Source organism: Anditalea andensis, assembly GCF_000714815.1.
Lineage (GTDB): Bacteria > Bacteroidota > Bacteroidia > Cytophagales > Cyclobacteriaceae > Anditalea > Anditalea andensis.
This window is the reverse complement of record NZ_JMIH01000016.1, coordinates 304,680-320,058: the sequence shown is the minus strand read 5'-3', so window position 1 is coordinate 320,058 and position 15,379 is coordinate 304,680. Positions and strand designations below refer to the sequence as shown.

The window sequence follows — 15,379 nt, the reverse complement described above, 5'->3', positions numbered from 1 at the left end:
CCAAAGCCGGACATCTATGATCTTCTAATCCAAATAATAAAACACCCCCCAGTCCATAGGTGTCCATAGAGAATTTTTGACGCCTATTTTTTTTAATCCGGTATTGGTCCAGTTGTTACAGGTCCAGAACATATGATATTTGCCGTGTGCGGCGTAAAAGTCGTCATAGTCATGATAGCCTCTCTCAGGATATATTTTTGGATGTCCGTCTTCCATTACGAAAGCATCTAGAATATAGTCTACTAAGACCTGGTACATTTCTTCGGATATCATGATACTGCTGACATCTTCTCCGGACGGTGGCCTATATCTTCTATGCTCCACATGCATGGCGGCTTGACTGGGTATAAGCAGCGCTTTCACGAAAGTAGGAAAAGTAAGATCGCTCATGGTGGGGGTATTGAGGTAAAAATTTTTTTCGCCCCAGCCTATGGCCATATAATTGATCATTCCCCTGGTCTGCCGGCTAAGTGGAAGCAGTGCTTCCCAATCATGGATGTGGTTTTTTGAGGGGAGGATCAAATCTGCATGGAGGCCATTGGTCTGAACAAATATTTCTATGTCCGTATCTTCTGATAGTCGAGGTGGATTGATTGGTATCAGCATACCCATACAGGCAGCAATTAAATATAAACCAATAAAGCTAAGAATGAATAGGATAGGGTAGAAGATGATTTTAGAAGCTTTCTTCATCTGGAGTCTTTTAATACGATCAACAGTCTACACTAATTTAAATAAAAAAAGGTTAAAATAAAAGAGGAGCGCTGGCTCCTCTTTTATAATCTTATCATAAGGGTATTACCTTGGTAGGTCGTTTCCTACATAGGCATTGGGATTTACCCTAGGAATATTGGCTCCCCATTTACTATTGATGACCTCGATAAAGAGGTTGGCTACAAATGCATGTGCCCTGGCATTTGGGTGAACACCGTCTAAAGAAAAGCCACCATTTGGGGGGAGTATACTGGCAGTGAGCGTCTGGCCTCCAGCATTGACACTTCCCGTAGCTGCTCTATCCAAAAGGTCTTTTACATCTGCCAATACGAGTCTATCGGCATTAGCCGTTACAGCTGCTGCTATAAATCCATTAAAACTGTTGATTTTGGATTGAATTTCTTGTTGTTCAGAAGGTAATAGAACATATTGGTCTTCTACAGGATAACTGATACCTCTCAATAATTGTGGATTTCCACCAACTGGCTGCCCAAGGGCAGCAGATAGTGTCAGGGTAGCCCTGTCTGCACTGTTACTTTGTCTGATAGAAGGTAATCCCATACCTCCTAGATTGGTAAGTGTTTCATCTTCCATAACAAATCCATTCTGTCCAGCTACAAAGCTGATCGTTCTGAGTGTTCTTTCTTCAGCTGTGATTAGCCCCGCAGCCTGTAGCTGTGTAAGTGCACTGTTGTAGGGAAGGTAACCCAGGTTTGCTTGTTCGGCCTGTGCGGCTGAAAGTGGTAGTGCATTCCAGGGAACAAGGTTAAAGTAAGGAAGTACATTTAAATTTGGAATATTGGCTACTGCTCCTTTAGCCTCTGTATTGGCAGCCAGCATAGTTCCCAAAGCGCCTGCCAACCTTTGCTGGAAATCTGTGTCGGAGGTAAGGATACCTGGATTGGAAGCCCCTCCGGTAGCATACCCGAGTACATCATTATTTCCAAGCCAGAAGGTAAAGAATGTACCGCCGTTAGCCAAAGCCGCAGCTGCATCACCTACCAGTGTAGACACTCCAGGATTGGAAGCCATTCTGGCATAATAGGGGTTGAATGCAGGATTTTGGGGAGCATTTGGACCGCCGGTAGCGGGAATTAAAGCCGTGGCTAACGTTACACCGGGAATCCCAAAATTATTTAAACTGGCTCTTTCCCCAGTAAAGGGTCCTGGTAAATCTCCTGGGCCTATCGGTGCAGGACCTGTGGCCCCAGTGGTAGGATTTATAGTCAATACCAGTCTTCCTAGTGGTGTATTATTGGGACCCATTATATAAAAACCATTTTCGGAATTGATGTGAGGCACGTTGAAATCTCCTCCTCCTACAGTTTTAAATTGCTCAGCCAGTATAACTGCAAATGAATTTTCCTGCCCCCTGTTATATAAGGTGCCATCCATAAAACCAGCGGTCAGGGAATTGCCTATGGATACCATTTTAGTGAAATTGGCTTGCCCGGGAGTGGGTTCCAAGACAGCATCTTCAGGGAATTCATACTGACAGGCAGATAATAAACCAAAAGAAAGTAGATATATATAATTTTTGATGTTCTTCATCTTAATAAATGTTTTAGTTTAACAACTGGTCAAAGGTGATGGATAAATAATAGATAGCACCTATGGTAGGCCCACCAAAGTTTTGGTAATACCTGTTGTTAAAGATATTTGATCCACCGAGTTTAAAGATAGATTTGGCGCTGCTAAGCCTATAACTGACCTGCGCATCTACATTATGGATTTCAGGCACGGGTCCCTGGGCAAAAGTAGATTCCCATCTAAAGGCTGACTGGTATCGGTAGGTAACATTAAAGCCCAGATTCTGATATACTTTACGGTTACCGAATGTTATATTGGTCTTGTGTTCAGGTGTATTGAAATCATTAAGATATTGTGGTCCTATGGTACTGATCAGCCTATTAAAATTGTAATTACCTCCCAGTGTATAATTCCCCGGAAAACTGTAGGTAAGTCCAAGTGCAGCTCCATGGGCACGGATTTCCTGGTCTATGATATTGGTATAGGTTTGAAAGGTATTTTCCTGACCAGGATTCGTATTTGGGGTTAGGAGTGATGGGGCATTTACTGCATTGATGGCACCTTCAGGTGTATTCATTGGAGCACCTGGAAATATAGGGCCCGGAGCCCTTCTTACAGAAGTCTGCGTGATAAAATCATTATAGATATTATAATAATAGGCAAAATCCACCATAAGCCTATTGTCTGCCAATAGTCCTTTGTAACCTACTTCAACTGACTGCACCCGCTCAGGCCGAAGATCCGGTAGGTCTTCCCTGGTAACCTGTCTGAGCAGTCCAGTAGCATCAGGGGACACAGGATTGGCACCCCCACCGACAGCAGCCACATAGTTATTTACAGATTCTATGGTATAGGCATTGTCATATACATTATACTTTTCTCTATAAAAAGGTAAGCCTCCTATAAGCCTGGCAGATACCACATTCAGATCTATATGCTGTGCCTGAGTGGTGGGCATACGGAATCCCGTCTGATAGGAAAGCCTGAAATTACTATTCCCTTCAGTGAATACACCCGAAATCCTCGGACTAAACTGCCCGTCAAAATTTTCATTTTTATCATAACGGATAGATCCTGTAAGCTTCAGCTTATCATCGATCATTCTTTTGGATGCCTGTGCAAAAGCACCATATTCTGCTATAGTGATTTCCCTACCTTCAGTATCTGCGAAGATCGTCCCGTTGGACCTGAGTTCATAAAGCCGGTATTGACCACCTACCTGAAGATCTATAAAATCTATCTCTTCTTTAAAATCATATTGTCCTTCTGCCATGTACATTCTTGACTGGTCATTGAATAGAGAACCTCTTGGGATCACATCACTTCTGATTTCATTCTGTGCGTTCTGAAATTCTGGGGAACCAGGCATGAACCTTCCCTGATCGGCTCTGCTACGCGCAAATTCGTGAGCTGTAGCCTGCTGCTGGGGATTTCCCATCGTCCCGGGTGCGACTTGCTGCTGAGCCAGTGCACCCATATAGTTTAAAGTATATTCTCCAAACCAATCAGAATTGCTTTTCCATCTGTCATTTATCAATACTCCTGTGATATCAGCAATATATGAATCACCTGAATTTTCCCGGGTAGTATATCCTCTGAGAAAGTAGTTACTCCCCCGTAATTCTAATTTGTGCTGGCTGATCTCAAAATTATTAAGAGAGTACCTTTGTGCGCCGGTATATACGGAAGTACCAGCTCCATAATTTAAAGTGTAGGACAGTTCAGCCCTATCGGTAATCCGATAATGCAGGGCGGTATTAAATTTATAGTTTTCAGCGCCATAGTCTACCAGCAATGCTTCATCATAACCCGTTCTGGATACTATTTGGTCTGGAATACTGTTAAGGTATCCACCTAAGCCCAGGGCTTGGGCATTTTGCTGGACAGCGGCTACATTTCTTAGTAACCCTATGTTATTGGCTACCTCGTCACCATACACGTGCACCAGGTTGGCGCCTGGGTTAAAAGGCAAATCTCCCTGGAAGGTTTGGTTAAGGTCTGTTCTATCTGTTCCATGCCAGTCTTGTGCACGCATAAAAGAAGCATTTACCTTAAAAGCAAATCTATTATTGAAAGCATGGGCATATCTCAATGAGCCCTGGTACATAGGCTGGGGGTTTTGTGGTTCCCCCGGTCTTCCGTTGATATGGTTTACACCCTGCTGGTAAAATGCACTGAAACCCTGGTATTCAAAAGGACTTTTACTGTTGACAAGTAATATTCCATTAAATGCATTAGGGCCATAAAGGGCTGATGCCGCACCAGGAATGAATTCCACACTTTCTACATCCAGTTCAGATGGACCATTTAAGTTTCCTATAGGGAAATTTAAAGCTGGTGCTTGAGTATCCATTCCATCTGTCAATTGAACAAATCTGGTATTACCGGTAGAGTTAAATCCCCTGGCATTGATAATCTGAAAATTTATAGAAGAGGTGGTGACATCCACACCTTTAAGGTTGGCTATCCCTTTGTAGTAGTTTTCGGCAGGAGTTTCTCTAATAGCAAGAATGTCCATTTTTTCTATAGTGACCGGCGACTGAAGAATACTTTCCTCTACTCTAGAGGCAGATACGACTACTTCCTGACCTAACATCGTCTGTTCTCTTAAACTGACCTTTATATTGGAAGCATTGGTAGCAGACACCTGTACTTCTTGACTGGCAAATCCCACCATAGAAAACACCAATGTAAGGGGGGGATCCTGGTTTACCCTTAAGGAAAACCTTCCGTTTGTATCAGAGATTGTGCCGATTACCCTACCTTTCACGAGGATATTTACACCTATCAAAGTCTCTCCGGTATCAGCATCGGTTACCGTACCAGATATCGTAGTAGTCTGTGCATAGGCCTCAAAGGGGGGGAAAGCGAAACTGGCAGCCAGTATAAATAGCAGTAACCATAATTTGTTTGTAAAAATTTTCATAAGCATTTTGGGTTGGTTGTATTAAGATTAACTATACGTTAATATTACTGTGCTTAAATATATGAGAAATAATTAATTTAAAAATTTATGCAAATGAATTTTATTTTTTGGACGAACTAAATTTGCTTTTGATAGATTCGAAGCAAAGAAAAAAGTTTAAAAATCAGAGGTAAAAAAATAAGAGCAGAATATCTGCTCTTATGTAAATATTAGAAATTTTTATTCCTATCTATTTAAAAGTCGGTAAACAAAGAAGAAATATAAAGTCCTACTTTTGGGCCCTTGCATTTTCTTCATTTACATGAACCACTAAACGGTCACAAAGGGCTTTCATTTCTTCGGACATATACTCATCTCCTGTACTGTTTAAGATGGTCTGAGCCATACCCCCCAGGATGTCGATGTAAAATTTTTTCATTTCCACAGTAGAAAGATCTTCTGTCCAAAGATCGATTCTCAACGTGCTATGATTCAGATTATCCCAAACGTTTACACTGATAGTTTTGGTACTTTCTAGCCCCTCACTCTCTTTGTCTGTGGCATCCCATTCTATTGATTTAGGAAGGTTCTTTTCGTCCAGTGTTACCTGGAATTTTATCTCAGAAGTTTTCATTTATGATATAGTTTTCTAGGGTCAAACGAAAGTGTCAACATTTATAAGGCTTAAGCTGCCTATTTATTTTATATGTTGATGCTCACATTCTATTTTTTTATTCAATTGAGCAGGCAAAACTAATAAAGAAAATTTGTAGTTCCCGTTTTCATTCATTTTTTACCTATGGAAGTTTTACAGACTTATATTCAAGGTATTAAAAATCATCAAAACCTAATCAAATTGCATCTCTGGAATTTCTCCTTCTATTACCAATCTACCTTCAGTGCGTGATTGAATCTCTTCGACACTTACCCCCGGAGCTCTTTCCAATAATCTGAATCCACCCTCAGGAAGCACTTCCAATACCGCTAGATCTGTTACTATTTTATTGACACATTTTATTCCCGTGATAGGTAAATGACATTTTTTTAGCAATTTGGATTTCCCGTCTCTGCTGCAGTGCTGCATAGCCACAATAATATGGTCCGCGGAAGCGACCAGGTCCATGGCGCCCCCCATACCTTTTACCATTTTTCCGGGTATTTTCCAGTTGGCTATATCCCCGTTTTCTGACACTTCCATGGCTCCCAATATGGTAAGCTGCACATGTCCTCCTCTTATCATACCAAATGATTCAGATGAACTAAATAGGGCAGAGCCTTTAACCATTGAGATGGTCTGTTTACCGGCATTGATGAGATCTGCATCTACATTTTCTTGGGTAGGGAAGGGGCCTATTCCAAGTAAGCCGTTTTCGGACTGGAGTACCACCTCCATATTATCCGGTATATAATTGGCTACCAGAGTAGGGATACCTATCCCTAAATTTATATATTGACCGCTTTTTACTTCTTTGGCTATTCTTTGGGCTATTTGATTTTTATCTAACATAACATCCTGTGTTTAAAAATTAAGATCTAATGGTCTTCTGCTCTATTCTTTTTTCATAGTCTCGGCCCTGAAAAATTCTTTGTACATAGATGCCTGGAGTATGGATGTAATTTGGGTCCAGTTCTCCAGCAGGAACCAGTTCTTCGACTTCAGCTATGGTGATCTTTCCGGCAGCAGCCATCATTGGATTGAAATTCCGGGCCGTACCCTTATAGATAAGATTACCGGCTGTATCTCCTTTCCATGCTTTTACAAATGAAAAATCGGCCTTCAGTGCCCGTTCCATCAGATATAGCTTTCCTTCAAATTCCCTTATTTCTTTTCCTTCTGCTATTTCTGTACCCACGCCAGCAGGTGTAAAAAATGCAGGTATGCCAGCCCCTCCAGCCCTGATACGCTCGGCGAGTGTTCCCTGGGGTATTAGCTCCACTTCCAATTCACCGGATAAAAGCTGCCGCTCAAACTCGGCATTTTCACCCACATAACTGGATATCATTTTTTTTACCATTTTTTTTTGAAGCATTAAACCTATACCGAAATCATCTACACCGGCATTGTTGGAAATACAGGTCAGCCCGTCTATATCTTTTTTTAAAATAGCAGTGATGCAATTTTCGGGGATGCCGGATAATCCAAAGCCTCCCAACATGACTACGGCATTGCTGTATATGTCATGGAGGGCAGCTTCTGCATTTTCTACTGTTTTGTTGATCATAATGTTTTATGTTTTGGGTCGTTGTTTTGGAATATTGATATTGCTTTTAACCTGTCCTTTTTAAGCTGCTGTTTTAATCCATCCAAATTAGCAAACTTTTGTTCCGGGCGTAAATATTCTTTGAAGTAAACCGTGATCCGTTTGTCATAAAGGTCATCAGAAAATTCAAAAAGGTTTACTTCTACAGTTTGGTGTATACCTTTTAAGGTAGGCCTATTGCCTATATTAAGCATACCTTTGAAAAACTGATCATCTACTTTTACTTCTACTGCATAGGCACCATCACAAGGTATTAGCTTATAGTCATTGGGTATATGTATATTGGCGGTAGGAAAGCCTATAGATCTTCCTATCTGTTCCCCTTTGATCACAAGTCCGTTTATTTCGTATGCTCTACCCAAAAATTCATTAGCAGTCTTAATGTCCCCCATTTCCAATGCATTTCTGATCTTGGTACTGGATATGCCTACTTGATCTATATCTTCCCTTGATATTTCCTCCAGTTGAAAGTGATATTTACCTACATTGGCCTTTAAGTATTCAAAACCACCTTCGCGATTTTTACCGAAACGGTGATCATATCCTATAACCAGCATTCGGGTATGAATCTTTTCTATAAGGACCTGCTGGATAAACTGCTCGGATGATAACTGGGAAAATTCTTTGGTAAAAGGAATGGTGACTAAATGATCTAATCCGAATTCCTTAAGCAGTGCTGCTTTTTCCTCAAAGGTGGATAGCAATTTTAAATTGTGCTCGTTTGGATATAATACCAATCGTGGATGCGGCCAAAAAGTAATAAGGACTGTTTCTCCATTGAGGTCATTGGCAGTCTGTTTGATTCTGTTGAGGATTTTTTGATGGCCTAAATGTACACCGTCAAAAGTACCGCTGGTAACTACGGCATTTTTGATGTCGGGCAGATTATTCAGACCTTCATATATCTTCATTCCTATCGGTTTTGATTTTTTCTACTAGTTCTAAAACTTCCTCTGCATCTTCCAACTTAAATTCTCCTATTCTTGTTCGGGTGAGTGCTGACATATAAGCTCCCACATTCAATGATTCTCCTAAGTCTCTGGCAAGACTCCTGATATATGTACCTTTAGAACAGACTATTTTAAAGTCGATTTCAGGGAGTTCAAACCTGGTAATCTTAAATATACTCACTTCTACCGGCCGGGGTTCCATTATCACTGCTATCCCTTTTCTGGCAGATTCATAGACTCTTTTGCCCCCCACTTTGATAGCAGAATGCATGGGAGGTATCTGTAGGATATTCCCGGTAAGAGAGGATACTGCATTTTCTACATCTTCCAGGCTTAGGTGGCTAGGATCAGCTACCTCTATCACTTCTTTTTCAAGATCGAAGGATTCGGTGGTTTTCCCTAAAACAAAAGTACCTATATATTCTTTTTCTTGGCCTTGATAGGTATCTATCCGCTTGGTCTGTTTTCCGGCACAGACAATCAATAAGCCTGTAGCCAGTGGATCTAAAGTTCCGGCATGGCCCACTTTTTTTATTCTTAGAGCATTTCTGACTTTTTTGACTACGTCAAAAGAAGTCCACTCAAGAGGTTTATTGATTAGATAGACTGCTTCAAAAGGTTTTTCCTGAGCCATATTAAATTAAAAATCCTGCTGATATAGCTATTAAACCTACGATAGCGCAGTAGATGGCAAAGTATATCAATTTCCCTTTTTTTACTATTTCAACCATCCACAAACACGCAAATAGACCTGCTATAAAAGCCGCTAAAAAACCAGCACCCAAAGCTACGCCACTGATACCTTCTGCTATAGATGGATCTTTAAAATACTTTAGGGTTTTTAATAATGAGGCTCCTAAGATTGGGATAAGAACCATAAGAAATGAAAACCTGGTAGCCCTTTCTTTTTCTACTCCAAGGATTAAAGCAGTAGCAATAGTAGAGCCTGATCGACTTATACCAGGTAATACCGCTATGGTCTGCGCAATTCCGATAATAAAAGCTTTTCCGAAAGTAATCTTTCCTTCCTTTTTACCTGCATAATAAGAAAGACTGAGTAGTGCTGCAGTTACCAAGAGCATGCTTCCTACAAATATGATCTGCCCTCCAAAGAACTCGTCTATGTAGTCTTCAAAGAAAACCCCAACCAGTCCTATAGGAATCAGTGTAATAAAGACCTTAGCAGCAAATTGGGTACCCTCATTCCATTGGAACTTAAAGAGATCCTGAATGATGACTAGAATATCTCTTCTAAACACTACTATAGTACTAAGAGCTGTTGCGGCATGGACAATAACGGCAAACAACAAATTGTCAGCTGCCTCAATACCTAGAATATAGGTGCCCAATTCTAAATGGCCACTGCTGCTGACTGGCAAAAATTCTGTTAACCCCTGGATGATTCCTAGGATTATGGCTTCTAATAATGACATTTAATTTACTTTTTTGGGGGAATAAAATATAGCGTAAAATTCAAAAATAAATCCGAAAAGCGTAATCAAAGGGCCCAGGGTCAGACCTAAAAACCCAAAACCATGCGGTTCATTATCCAGTCCCATGATGATAAAGCCCAATACAATGATCCCGATGCCGATCAACATCAGCGTGTAATTTTTTCTATTGAAGGGAAACTGATTTTTATCCATATTAATATAATTCGTCAAGTGACATGTTCAAATATTTGTTTACTGCTCTCAAAGTACTGAAAAAGGAAAGGATAGCTCCTATGATGACCAGACCACCAAAAAGTAAATAAAGAAGGTCATAATTTTGAAGCATCGAAAAGCCGTCCACATTTGCCTTAGCATATTCTATAAGGGCAAAGAGTATAGCTGATGCCATTATCCCGGCAAGCGCTCCAAAGAAAAAAGCTTTACCTAAAAAAGGACGCCTGATAAAGCCTCGCGTGGCACCTACCAACTGCATGCTCCTGATCAGAAACCGCTGGGAAAATAAAGCAAGCCTAATGGTATTATTAATCAGCATGATCACTGAAAGTATGAGTATTATGATGAAAGCACCCATGACTATACTGACTTTAATAAGATTTCTATTGATAGATTCTACCAGGTCATTCATATAAGTGACTTCAAACACCCCATTTTGAAGCTGGATTTCTTCTACGATCTCTTCGATCATTTCTGCTGTTTGATAGTCTTCTGCTATTGCCAATGTATAGCTGTCTCTGAGTGGATTGTCATCCAGGAATTTTGTAAAATCTTCACCTGTATCTTTAAGGAATGCCTCTGCAGCCTCATCACGTGATGTAAAAGTCAATCTTAGGCCTTCTTCTTTTTCTAATACATAAGGTTTTGAAGCCAGAAACTCACCTATTTTATTTCTCTCAGCTTCAGATATATTTTTATTTAAAAAGACCTGTAATTCTATGTTTTCTCTTATTATGGAAGTCAAAGTTTTAGCCTGGATGATGATCACGCCAAATAAGCCCACTATAAAAAGGGAAAGAGTGATGCTGAAAAGCACACTAAGAAATTTGAAATCACCGACTCTTTTCTTTTTCTTAAAAGTAGTATTCATTGTTAGGTATAAAGTTCAAAATTAATCATGTATATTGATTAAACCAACCATATTGGATTTAATTGAAAGGAATGACACCATTAGGGCCTATGATGTATATCCTGTCCCCAGGATGGCAGGGCAGGCATACTATTCCTGTAAACTTCCCAAAGCTGGGTAGTATGAGCTGTCTTGATTTATAATGATAACATGGAAGCCTTGTTTTTTGGTTGCCAAAGCTATTGATCGCAAAGCCTGGATGCAGGTGACCGCATAAGTTTATGGTCCCTTCCGGAATGCTATCTATAGGTTCATGGCTGAGTAATAGTGAACCTACCAAAAATGGTTCGGAATAGATCTTTAATACGGAAGATTTATAAATGTTTTTTGGCAGAATATCATGGTTGCCTTTTATCAGTATAAATTTGATGTTGTCATAACCTTGGAGAAAAAGCTCTAGTACTTGCCATTGTTTATTCAAGGCGCTGTGAAATAGGTCTCCCAGGAAATAGAAATGTTTGGGTTGATATAGTTCGATCAAGAATTTAATCACTTCGTAATCTGCCATATGAATGGATTCAGGAATAGATATCCCAGATTTTCTAAAATGGCCAGCTTTACCAAAGTGAGGGTCTGCTATAAATAGGCTTTTAGTGACACTGCACCACACGGCTTTTTCTTTTAACAGGTAAATCCCATTCAAAAATTTTACAGCTCCATCCAGCTGAACGGCTTCTTGTATCTTACTTTCCATCATTCTTATCAACGGGATACTCCAAGTCTAATTTTATTTTTTTTTATAATATTAGTAAAATTAAATGCAATGCCAACGCTAAACTAAAATTATGAAAAAAACCTTGATTTTATACCATTACGCACTCTATACCTATTTTTTAAAAAAATACCGTAATTACGGTATTGACCTGCTTACTAGACAGGGTGTATATTAGCATTTAAGTCTGGGATCAGTTGTGGTACAGCTTTTGGTTATGGGGGATTAAAATACCTGATCGGAGTAAATTAGATATTACTGCCGATATCTATATTTAATAAAATAAAATAGAAAAATGTATTTAAATTTTGACAGCCACCAAATGGGAGAAATTGATTTATCCTTTCACTGGTACGAATTAAAAAAAGAAGAATTCGAAAACGTATTTAGATATATCCCTATCATGGAAGCTCATTTTCAAAAGTCCGAGAGGTTAATGGAATTAGACTGTACAGAAGAAGCGAGCATGCATTTTTTTAACATAGATGATCTAAAATGGGACCTATATAAAGAATTGGCATTTATAGGATTGGTGACTGACAGTTCTTGGCCGGATGCCTCCCATTTAGAAAATATGCTGGAAAACCCCAGCGATTTCCATGAATTAGATTATATGTCATTATGTAAAATGATAGCTATTTCCACTTCAGGTAGCCACTTTTCTGATGGGTATTTTGATAGAAAAATCAAAAACAGGACAGTGCTAAAATTGCTACAGGCACTTTCACGGGCTATAGATAAGCGGGAAAAGGCTAAGCCTATTCCGGAATAATACAGTCTTTAATATTATTTAAATATTAAATAGAAGAATAGGGTGAGCGACCGACATACTGTGAACTTCAGTTGATTGTTTTATCTTTGAGAGATTTAATCCAGGTGCTCTATCCCATTATATGAAATTGAAGATCATTTTACTTTTTATTCCTTATTTAGTTTTCCTTTCGGTGTTTGTATCCATCCCCAGGGTTGAATTTTCACATTCGCTGCTATTATATTCTGTTCTATTTTGTTTATATATTCTACTATTTTTTACTGCCTTAAGGACAGAGCTGTCGATTAAACATATGATGATTATGGGACTGTTGGCGCGGGTTGTTATCATTGGACCCCCCGTACATTCGGATGATTATTATAGGTTCTTTTGGGATGGTCAGCTGATCGTCCACCAAATTAACCCATATAAGTATACCCCTTCCGAACTGATCCAGAATGGGAAGGTTCCGAATATGCTACAACCTTTTTATGCGCATTTAAATTCACAAACATACTATAGTGTATACCCTTTGACTAATCAGCTTTGGTTTGGAACTGCCGCCTGGGTAGCTGGGGGAGATATAATGAAATTTATAATTAGCTTAAGGACCATTTTGATCATATTTGAAATGTGGGGCATTTGGTTGCTATACAGTATCTTATCTTATTTTCAAAAAAATCCAATTCATAGCCTATTATACGTTCTGAATCCGCTGATTTTGATAGAAGTGAGCGGTAACCTTCATTTCGAAGGCATGATGGTTACTTTTATGTTATTGGGTATTTGGACATTAGTTCATAGGCGCTATCATCAAGCCGGTGGCTGGATAGGAGCAGCCATTTCTGTTAAACTGACTCCTTTAATACTTATGCCGTTATTATTTAAATACTTAAGCCAAAAAAACTTACTCAGGTTTATAATAGGGTTAGCTTTGATTTGTATAGTTACATTTATACCAATTATTTTAACTGGGTCATTTGGTAATTTTCACAGTAGCATTCAGCTTTATTATGGTACTTTTGAATTTAATGCTTCATTATATTATATAATTAGAGAGGTAGGTTATTTTATTAAAGGATATAATATGATAGCAGGTATAAGTATTTGGTTATCAGTTATGGTATGCATAGGTATTTGTTATATGGCTACAAAGTTAAACTCGGGTAATTTCCAACAATTGATATCCCTGTCAATAATAGCCTATTTGGTATATTTGATGTTCAGCATGGTAGTACATCCTTGGTACATTATACCACTGATCGGACTGGGAATAATAGGGGGTAAGGTATTTCCATTAATATGGTCTTACCTGATATATTTATCATATTATACTTACAGTACTGTTCCTTACCAAGAAAATTATATGCTGCTGATAATTCAGTACGGCATTCTTGCTGTGATCATCCTATATGAATTTACCCCTCATTTATTGTCTGATAAAAAAGATTTCTTAAAATTATGAAAAAATCCATGTCACCTGCAAAGCAGGTAAAAAATCTCTTTTACGTGTGTATGATTATTCTCATTTCCTCATGTGGAGAAGAGCGGATGGCCCAGAGGATAGTGGACAATGCGATTCAAGCTCATGGAGGCCGTAATTATGAAAACTTGGAATTGGAGTTTGATTTCAGGGAATATCATTATAGGATGAAAAATAATGGAGGGTTATATGCTTATGAACGCGTATTTGAAGATAGCCTGGGGAACAGTATAATAGATAAACTGACAAATAATGGTTTTATAAGGACAGTAAATGGAGATCCAGTGGACCTGACTGAGGAAAGGGAAAATGCTTTTAAGAGCTCTGTTAATTCTGTGTTTTATTTTGCTCTGTTACCTTATAGGCTAAATGATCCTGCAGTCAAAAAAAAGATGGTCGGCAGCTCTTCTATCGGTGGTGTTGATTATCAGGTTATAGAAGTGACTTTTGAGGAAAAAGGAGGAGGAGAGGATTATGAGGACGTATTTTATTTTTGGTTTAGAGAAGATAAATATTATATGGATTATATAGCCTATAGTTATAATACAGATGGAGGAGGGGTGAGATTTAGAGAAAGTAAAAATCCAAGAATTGAGTCCGGTATCCGTTTTCAGGATTACAATAATTATACACCAAATAAAAGTAATACGCCTATTCATGAATTAGAAAGGATGTTTGTAAGGGGGGAGCTTGTATTGCTTTCTGAGATTACAATGGACAATCTAAAAGTGGAATAAGCATTTAATTTCTTTTAAATGATACCAATATGAAGATAACGCCTTGGCAGTTTATCTTATAATGGAAGAAAATATGTCTTTATCTGGGCTTAATATTCTATAGGGTTAACCAATTTATTTTTTCCGGTGAAAAGATGCTATAAGTCCTTTGTTTGGCTTTATATCGTGTATTTATACCATTTTTTTATGTTTAAAGTAATTCTTTAAAACCTTTTTAATTTACATTTGGTTGCGTTATTTGTATAAGATAAGTTATATTGTAGTTTATTTAAAATGTGCCAATTAATGATTTATTCATTCCTTCCCTTTAATGCGTATTTACATCTAAATTAGAGAATATGACGGAGTTATTAAAAAGATATATGAGAGAAGGGAATGGAACTCCTGATAAGCATCATTCAAATAAGCATAATGAATCCTTGCTGATTAAAGATGCTCTGTTTGTTAGAGATAAAGGAAGCTTGGTTAGGGTAAGATTTGTAGATATATTATGGCTTAAAGGCGATGGTAATTATACCACCCTGGTGACACGAAATAAAGTGTACTCGCTTCGTAATATCTTAAAAGAATTTGAATCAGTACTTCCTGAGGAAGATTTTATTAGAATTCATAAATCATATATAGTCAGGGTGGATGAAATCAATACCATTTCACCAAAAGAAGTGACTATAGTCGATGAGAAAGTCCCAGTAGGACGTACTTATTATCAGAAACTGATCAATGGAATCTATAAGTTAGGTTCAGGTGGTTATGAATAAG

At 38.6% G+C, this 15,379-nt stretch carries 16 protein-coding genes; 4 read left to right on the top strand and 12 right to left on the bottom strand.

The window, feature by feature from the left end; all coding sequences use genetic code 11:
* Window positions 1-24: 24 nt before the first annotated feature.
* The 12 genes from EL17_RS09755 to pdeM all read right to left on the bottom strand — a co-directional run bounded on the left by EL17_RS09755 (window position 25) and on the right by pdeM (window position 11,634).
* Window positions 25-693 (bottom strand): TIGR02117 family protein, encoded by a 669-nt coding sequence (locus EL17_RS09755; protein WP_084166169.1) that lies wholly within the window; start codon window positions 691-693, stop codon window positions 25-27.
* A 105-nt stretch (window positions 694-798) separates the two neighbouring features.
* A complete protein-coding gene (locus EL17_RS09750) occupies window positions 799-2,265 on the bottom strand; it encodes a hypothetical protein (RefSeq protein WP_035073117.1) in 1,467 nt (488 codons plus the stop codon).
* Between the two features lie 13 nt (window positions 2,266-2,278).
* Window positions 2,279-5,170: a TonB-dependent receptor gene (locus EL17_RS09745; protein WP_035073488.1), complete on the bottom strand. Its 2,892-nt coding sequence runs from the start codon at window positions 5,168-5,170 to the stop codon at window positions 2,279-2,281.
* 268 nt (window positions 5,171-5,438) lie between these two features.
* Window positions 5,439-5,783, bottom strand: coding sequence for a gliding motility protein GldC (gene gldC, locus EL17_RS09740; protein ID WP_035073115.1), 345 nt, complete (start codon window positions 5,781-5,783; stop codon window positions 5,439-5,441).
* Window positions 5,784-5,996: 213 nt separating this feature from the next.
* Window positions 5,997-6,656: a 3-oxoacid CoA-transferase subunit B gene (locus EL17_RS09735; protein ID WP_035073113.1), complete on the bottom strand. Its 660-nt coding sequence runs from the start codon at window positions 6,654-6,656 to the stop codon at window positions 5,997-5,999.
* Between the two features lie 19 nt (window positions 6,657-6,675).
* Window positions 6,676-7,371 carry a CoA transferase subunit A gene (locus tag EL17_RS09730; RefSeq protein ID WP_035073110.1) on the bottom strand — a complete coding sequence of 232 codons (696 nt, stop codon included), beginning with the start codon at window positions 7,369-7,371 and terminating at the stop codon, window positions 6,676-6,678.
* Window positions 7,368-8,321, bottom strand: coding sequence for a bifunctional riboflavin kinase/FAD synthetase (locus tag EL17_RS09725; RefSeq protein ID WP_035073107.1), 954 nt, complete (start codon window positions 8,319-8,321; stop codon window positions 7,368-7,370). Before EL17_RS09725 ends, EL17_RS09730 begins: the two co-directional genes overlap by 4 nt.
* The gene (gene truB, locus EL17_RS09720; protein ID WP_035073103.1) at window positions 8,308-8,994 is read right to left on the bottom strand and encodes a tRNA pseudouridine(55) synthase TruB; all 687 of its coding nucleotides are present in this window, start codon (window positions 8,992-8,994) and stop codon (window positions 8,308-8,310) included. Before truB ends, EL17_RS09725 begins: the two co-directional genes overlap by 14 nt.
* 1 nt (window position 8,995) lies before the next feature.
* On the bottom strand, window positions 8,996-9,793 hold the full coding sequence (locus tag EL17_RS09715; protein WP_035073100.1) for an undecaprenyl-diphosphate phosphatase: 798 nt from the start codon (window positions 9,791-9,793) through the stop codon (window positions 8,996-8,998).
* Entirely contained in the window at window positions 9,794-10,006 is a 213-nt protein-coding gene (locus EL17_RS09710; protein WP_035073097.1) for a DUF3098 domain-containing protein, read from the bottom strand.
* Window position 10,007: 1 nt separating this feature from the next.
* Window positions 10,008-10,898: a cell division protein FtsX gene (locus EL17_RS09705; protein WP_035073094.1), complete on the bottom strand. Its 891-nt coding sequence runs from the start codon at window positions 10,896-10,898 to the stop codon at window positions 10,008-10,010.
* 58 nt (window positions 10,899-10,956) lie between these two features.
* Window positions 10,957-11,634 (bottom strand): ligase-associated DNA damage response endonuclease PdeM, encoded by a 678-nt coding sequence (pdeM, locus tag EL17_RS09700; protein WP_240485963.1) that lies wholly within the window; start codon window positions 11,632-11,634, stop codon window positions 10,957-10,959.
* Window positions 11,635-11,944: 310 nt separating this feature from the next.
* Between pdeM and EL17_RS09695 the strand changes: the two genes are divergently transcribed.
* The 4 genes from EL17_RS09695 (at window position 11,945) to EL17_RS09680 (ending at window position 15,378) form a co-directional block, all read left to right on the top strand.
* Window positions 11,945-12,421 (top strand): DUF6508 domain-containing protein, encoded by a 477-nt coding sequence (locus EL17_RS09695; protein ID WP_035073092.1) that lies wholly within the window; start codon window positions 11,945-11,947, stop codon window positions 12,419-12,421.
* Window positions 12,422-12,722: 301 nt separating this feature from the next.
* The gene (locus EL17_RS09690; protein ID WP_164675029.1) at window positions 12,723-13,865 is read left to right on the top strand and encodes a glycosyltransferase 87 family protein; all 1,143 of its coding nucleotides are present in this window, start codon (window positions 12,723-12,725) and stop codon (window positions 13,863-13,865) included.
* Window positions 13,862-14,620 (top strand): DUF6503 family protein, encoded by a 759-nt coding sequence (locus EL17_RS09685; RefSeq protein ID WP_035073086.1) that lies wholly within the window; start codon window positions 13,862-13,864, stop codon window positions 14,618-14,620. Before EL17_RS09690 ends, EL17_RS09685 begins: the two co-directional genes overlap by 4 nt.
* A gap of 338 nt (window positions 14,621-14,958) precedes the next feature.
* Window positions 14,959-15,378, top strand: a complete 420-nt coding sequence (locus EL17_RS09680; protein ID WP_035073082.1) for a LytR/AlgR family response regulator transcription factor — start codon at window positions 14,959-14,961, stop codon at window positions 15,376-15,378.
* Window position 15,379: the final 1 nt, after the last annotated feature.